Source organism: Sphingomonas sp. URJC2 (assembly GCF_059803575.1).
Genome location: NZ_JAPFGX010000067.1, coordinates 1 through 5,354, shown reverse-complemented (window position 1 = coordinate 5,354; position 5,354 = coordinate 1). Strand labels below are relative to the sequence as shown.

8 protein-coding genes are annotated in these 5,354 nt (G+C 71.3%); 2 read left to right on the top strand and 6 right to left on the bottom strand.

What is annotated here, in order from left to right; genetic code table 11:
- The 5 genes from OPU66_RS14630 to OPU66_RS14610 form a co-directional block, all read right to left on the bottom strand.
- On the bottom strand, nt 1–311 hold a 311-nt coding region (locus tag OPU66_RS14630; protein ID WP_498554380.1), incomplete at its 3' end, for a hypothetical protein.
- Nucleotides 311–733, bottom strand: coding sequence for a 23S rRNA (pseudouridine(1915)-N(3))-methyltransferase RlmH (locus tag OPU66_RS14625; RefSeq protein WP_498554378.1), 423 nt, complete (start codon nt 731–733; stop codon nt 311–313). The genes OPU66_RS14630 and OPU66_RS14625, both read right to left, overlap by 1 nt.
- 4 nt (nt 734–737) lie before the next feature.
- Nucleotides 738–1,214: a ribosome silencing factor gene (gene rsfS / locus OPU66_RS14620; RefSeq protein ID WP_498554377.1), complete on the bottom strand. Its 477-nt coding sequence runs from the start codon at nt 1,212–1,214 to the stop codon at nt 738–740.
- Nucleotides 1,215–1,231: 17 nt separating this feature from the next.
- A complete protein-coding gene (locus OPU66_RS14615) occupies nt 1,232–1,876 on the bottom strand; it encodes a nicotinate-nucleotide adenylyltransferase (RefSeq protein WP_498554376.1) in 645 nt (214 codons plus the stop codon).
- Nucleotides 1,873–3,120 carry a glutamate-5-semialdehyde dehydrogenase gene (locus OPU66_RS14610; RefSeq protein ID WP_498554375.1) on the bottom strand — a complete coding sequence of 416 codons (1,248 nt, stop codon included), beginning with the start codon at nt 3,118–3,120 and terminating at the stop codon, nt 1,873–1,875. Before OPU66_RS14610 ends, OPU66_RS14615 begins: the two co-directional genes overlap by 4 nt.
- Nucleotides 3,121–3,182: 62 nt before the next feature.
- Between OPU66_RS14610 and OPU66_RS14605 the strand changes: the two genes are divergently transcribed.
- On the top strand, nt 3,183–4,190 hold the full coding sequence (locus tag OPU66_RS14605) for a DUF3667 domain-containing protein (protein ID WP_498554373.1): 1,008 nt from the start codon (nt 3,183–3,185) through the stop codon (nt 4,188–4,190).
- 101 nt (nt 4,191–4,291) lie between these two features.
- Entirely contained in the window at nt 4,292–4,723 is a 432-nt protein-coding gene (locus tag OPU66_RS14600) for a JAB domain-containing protein (RefSeq protein WP_498554381.1), read from the top strand.
- On the opposite strand, the gene OPU66_RS14595 is transcribed toward OPU66_RS14600, so the two are convergent.
- Nucleotides 4,702–5,354 (bottom strand): class I SAM-dependent methyltransferase (locus OPU66_RS14595; protein WP_498554372.1); only part of this gene is annotated, 653 nt, incomplete at its 5' end. The two genes, OPU66_RS14600 and OPU66_RS14595, sit on opposite strands and share 22 nt — an antisense overlap.

Genomic DNA, 5,354 nt, shown 5'->3' with positions numbered 1-5,354 from the left:
AGCGCCGCCTGTTCGTGGCGCGCCCGCGCGGCCGCATCACGCGCGCGTGCCGCCAGCGCGTCGAGCCGCGCCGCCCGCTGCCGTGCCGCATCGGCGGCCCCGCGCGCTTCGGCCAGCCGCCGCCGCTCGCTGCCGGTCGGGGCCGGGGCCAAAGCGGCGGGCGGGGTGGCGATGCCGGAACCCGCTGGTTGCCGCCATGTCGCCCACAGGCCGATCAGCGCCGCGATGGCGAGCGCAGCGGCAGCCGCGACGGCAATCGTGACGGCGGGGCGGCGCGGGCGCGCGGGCGGGAAGCGGCCGGCGCGCGCCATCAGCCTTCGCGGTGATAGGGATGGTTGGCGAGGATGCTGGTCGCCCGCCACAATTGTTCGGCCAGCATCGCCCGGGCGAGCAGATGCGGCCAGGTGGCGCGGCCAAAGGCAAGCAGCAGATCGGCCTCGGCCCGCGCCTCCTGATCATGGCCGTCGGCGGCACCGATCAGGAACCGGCATTCGCGCCGGCCATCGTCGCGCCACCGGCCCAGCCGCTGCGCCAGCTCCATCGATCCCAGCATCTCGCCGCGCTCGTCGAGGGCGACCGTCACGCTGGCGGGCGCGGGGGCGGGCATCCGGCCGCCCTGATCGGGCAGCTCGGTCATCCTGACCGGCCAGGCGATCCGGCGCAGATAGCGGTCGACCAGATCAGCCTCGGCCCCGCGCCCGATCCGGCCGCGCGCGATGATGTGCAGCAGCAAGGCGTCAGCGGTCGGCCGCCAGCGACCCGCCAGCGGGATCGAAACCGGTCATCGGCCGGCCGGCAAAGGCCTGACCCGCCTGGCCGTCCTCCGCCGCGCCGGGGGCGGGCGCTTCGCCAAAGGCCCACATGCGTTCCAGATTGTAGAAGCTGCGCACTTCGGGGCGGAACAGATGGACGATCACGTCGCCGGCATCGATCAGCACCCAGTCGGCGGCCGGCAGCCCTTCGACCCGCGCGATCCGGCCCAGTTCGGCCTTGATCCGCTCGACAAGCTTCTGCGCCATCGATGCGACCTGACGGGTCGAACGGCCGCTGGCGATCACCATGTGGTCGGCGATGCTGCTCTTGCCGGCAAGCGGGATCGAGACCGTCTCGACCGCCTGATCGTCTTCAAGCGAGGACAGGACGAGCCTGTGCAGCGCCCCGACCGGATCGGTCTCGGCGGTGCTCGGAGCGCGGGATGAAGCAGGCAATGGCATTCCTCTTGAAAAGGGGATCAGGGTGTCGGTGGACGGGCATCGCTGCCTGTCCGTGTTGGACCAGTCCGAACGCGGGAGACGGGGCGGCGGTGCCAATCGGGATCGGCGCGGCGGATTGCCGTCGCCGAACGCGGATCGGGGCGAAAGCGCAGCAGCACGAGCGCCGGCAGTCTCCACATCGTCCAGTCTTGGTGCTGGCCGGCGGGCCGGACGAAGCGCCGCAGCCAGGCCATTGCGTTGCTCGCAAGAGCGTCGCGATTATATCCCGGACGGGCGATCACCGCAATCGGCACCGTGCGGGCGATGCGCCGCCATGCCCGCCAGCGGTCAAACTGGGCCAGATTGTCCGCCCCCATCAGCCAGATGAACCGGACATGCGGGTGCCGCCGGACCAGCCGGTCGAGCGTGTCGACCGTGTAGCGGGTGCCAAGCCGGTCCTCGATCGCGGTTGCGCGGATCGGCAGCCCCCGCGCCACCGCGCGCGCCGAGGCGAGTCGCGCAGTCAGCGGGGCCATGGTGCCGGCGTCCTTCAGCGGATTGCCCGGCGACACCAGCCACCAGATCTCGTCCAGATCGAGCGCGCGCAGCGCATGGCGGCTGATCGCGCGGTGGCCGCCATGGGCCGGGTTGAACGAGCCGCCGAGCAGCCCGATACGCTTCATCCGCGCACCTGGCCGCTGCCCCGCCCGATCCATTTATAGGTGGTCAGCCCTTCAAGCGCGACCGGGCCGCGCGCGTGCAGCCGCCCGGTGGCAATGCCGATTTCGGCCCCCAGCCCGAACTCGCCGCCATCGGCGAACTGGGTCGAGGCATTGTGCAGCACGATCGCGCTGTCGACTTCGGCCAGAAAGCGTTCGGCTGCCATCGCGTCGCCGGTGACGATGGCATCGGTATGGCCCGAACCATGAGCGGCGATATGCGCCAGCGCCGCATCCAGCCCGTCGACGATCCCGACCGTGGCGATGGCATCCAGATATTCGGTGTCCCAGTCCTCGGCCGATGCCGGGGTGATGGCGGGATCAAGCGCCTGCGCCCGCCCGTCGCCGCGCAGCGCGCAGCCGCGTTCGATCAGCATCGCGACCAGCGCCCGCGCCTCGGGATAGGCGGCGTCGATCAGCAGCGTTTCCATCGCCCCGCAAATGCCCGTGCGGCGCAGCTTGGCGTTGGTGACGATGGCAGCCGCCATCGCCGGATCGGCGGCGGCATGAACATAGACATGGTTGTTGCCATCCAGATGCGCGAGCACCGGCACGCGCGCCCCCGCCTGCACGGCTGCGACCAGCGATTTGCCCCCGCGCGGCACGATCAGGTCGATCTGCCCGGCCGCGCCGAGCATCGCGGTGACCAGCGCCCGGTCCTGATCACCGACCAGCTGCACGGCGTCGGCGGGCAGCCCCGCCTCCGCAATGCCGGCGGCAATCGCGGCGTGGATCGCGCGGTTGGTGTGAACCGCCTCCGATCCGCCGCGAAGGATCACCGCATTGCCCGCGCGCAGCGCCAGCGCCGCCGCATCGGCGGTGACGTTGGGCCGGCTTTCATAGATGATGCCGATGACGCCGATCGGCACCCGCACCCGCGCCAGCACCAGCCCGTTGGGCCGGGTGCGGCGGTCGATTTCGGCCCCGACCGGGCTGTCGAGCGCCGCGACATCGGCCATCGCCGCCGCCATCGCCTCGATCCGTGGCCCGTCGAGCCGCAGCCGGTCGATCAGCGCCGGCGACAGGCCCGATGCCGCGGCCAGATCGCGCGCATTGGCATCGGCGATGATGCCGACCCGGGCGCGGATCTGCGCCGCTGCCGCCCGCAGCGCGGCGGCGGTTGCCAGGGCGGGCAGGCGGGCAAGCGCGGCGGCGGCGGCCCGCGCGCGCGCGGCCATCGCCCCGATCATCTGGCTGGCATCGGTCATCCGCGCGGCCTAGCATGGCGGGCCGAAGTCGCGCTAGGCGGGGCGGCGGAGGAGTGCGGCAGATGGCGACCATGACGACGGCAGCCGGGGCGACTACAGGGTCGCCCGGTGAAGAGGGGCATGCCGGATCCCGGCCCGGCATCTGCGCTAACTGCGGGACGGTGCTGGCCGGTGCCTATTGCCATGGCTGTGGGCAGGCCGCCCATGTCCATCGCTCGCTGGCGGCGATCTGGCACGATCTTGCCCATGGCGTGCTGCATTTCGAAGGGCGGATCTGGAACACGCTGCCGCTGCTCGTCTGGCATCCGGGCGCGCTCACCCGCCGCTATATCGCCGGGGAACGCGCGCGCTTCGTGTCGCCGATCGCGCTGTTTCTTTTCTCGGTGTTTCTGATGTTCGGCGTGTTCGGCGCGCTGGGCATGGAACTGAACGTCATCGGGGGCGACAAGCTTGCCCCCCGCGCCGCATCGACGCCGGCGGACGAGCTGGCGGCGGCGCGGCGCGATCTCGACGCCCGCATCGCCGCGGCCAAGGCGCGCGGGGCGGAGACTGCCGCGCTCGAACAGGAACGGGCGGTGCTGTCGATGACCTCCGGACTGGTTCGGCCGGGGACGGATGGCGGCGCGTTCGACACCGGCCTTGCCGCCATCGATGCGCGGCTCAAAAAGGCCAGCGCCAATCCCGGGCTGCTGCTCTACAAGATCCAGTCGAGCGCCTATAAATTCAGCTGGGCGCTGATCCCGATCTCGACCCCGCTTCTGTGGCTGCTGTTTGCGTGGCGGCGCGAATACCGGCTTTATGATCACGCCGTGTTCGTCACCTATTCGCTGGCGTTCATGTCGCTGCTGGTCGTCGTGCTGGCGGTTCTGGGATCGGTGCCGCTGTCCGAAACATGGGTGATGACCGCCGCCACGCTGATCCCGCCCGTCCATATGTACCGGCAGATGCGCGGTGCCTATCGGCTTGGCCGGGGCAATGCGCTGCTTCGCACCGGACTTTTGCTCATCCTCGCGCTGGTCGCGCTGACCCTGTTTGCCTTTCTGCTCGTCGCGCTCGGCGCATCGGGCTGAGCCACAGATCGCGCCGGATCGGATCAGGTCCGGCGCGATCCGCTCCGCAATGGCCCGGATCGCGCTGGGCGGCGGCGTCGCCGGCCGGGCAGTTCTTGGCGATGCATGCCAAGCGACCTGCACGGGACGCGGCGATTGTCGACGCCCCCGTCGCCGCCGGGCCGGTGATCGACCGGCCCGGCGCGGCCTATCGCCTGCTGGCACCGGGACTGGCGCCGCTGCGGCATGAGCGGCTGGCCGTGCTCCATCTGACACAGGGCAGGCAGCTGATCGCGCAGCAGCTGTTCGTGGGCCGGGCGACCGACATCGATCTGCCCGCCCGGGCGATCCTTGCTCGCGCGCTCGGTGCCGGGGCGGCGGGGATCGTGCTGGCGCACAATCATCCCGGCGGCGATCCGATGCCCAGCCCCGGCGACATTGCGGCGACGCGCCGGCTGGCCGCGCTGCTTGGCCCGGTCGGGATCGGCCTGCACGATCATCTGGTGATCGCGCGCGGCGGCTGGACGTCCTTTTACCTGCTCGGCCTGTTGTAGCGGCAGGCGCGGACCGTCGCCGGCTCCGGCCGTGGCCCGTCTGCTTCGAAGGCGGCGAAATAGCTGTCGGCGCTGGGCATCGGCGCGAACGCGACCTGGCGATAGCCCAGGGCAGCAAATTCGCAGGCGAGCAGCGCCGGGGGCGTGCCGTGATTCTGGGTCGGCCGGTCGGAATCGACGACGATCACCCGCCCGCCGGGGCGCAGCGCCGGGCGCAGATGCCACAAAAAGGCATAGGGCTGGCCGATCTCATGATACATATGCACCATGAACACCCGGTCGAAACTGCCGGCGGGCAGCTTGGGATTGTCCGGCTCGCCCAGCTTGACCGAGACATTGTCCAGCCGCTCGCGGTTGACGCGCGCGGCCAGCGCGTCGCGCACCTCGGGCACGATGTCCTGCGCGAGCACGCGGCCATTCGTGCCGACGCGCGTCGCCAGTCGCACCGTGTAATAGCCCTCGCCCGCGCCGATATCGGCAACGGTCATGCCGGGCACGACGCCGGCCCGGTCCATCACCGAATCCGCCTCGCTCACCCGGTCGCGCGCCTCTTCGGTCGACCAGCGGGTCGACACGATCCGCGCCACCGGCCGGTCGGGGGCCGGGAACGGTCCCGCCCGCTCGCCATCGC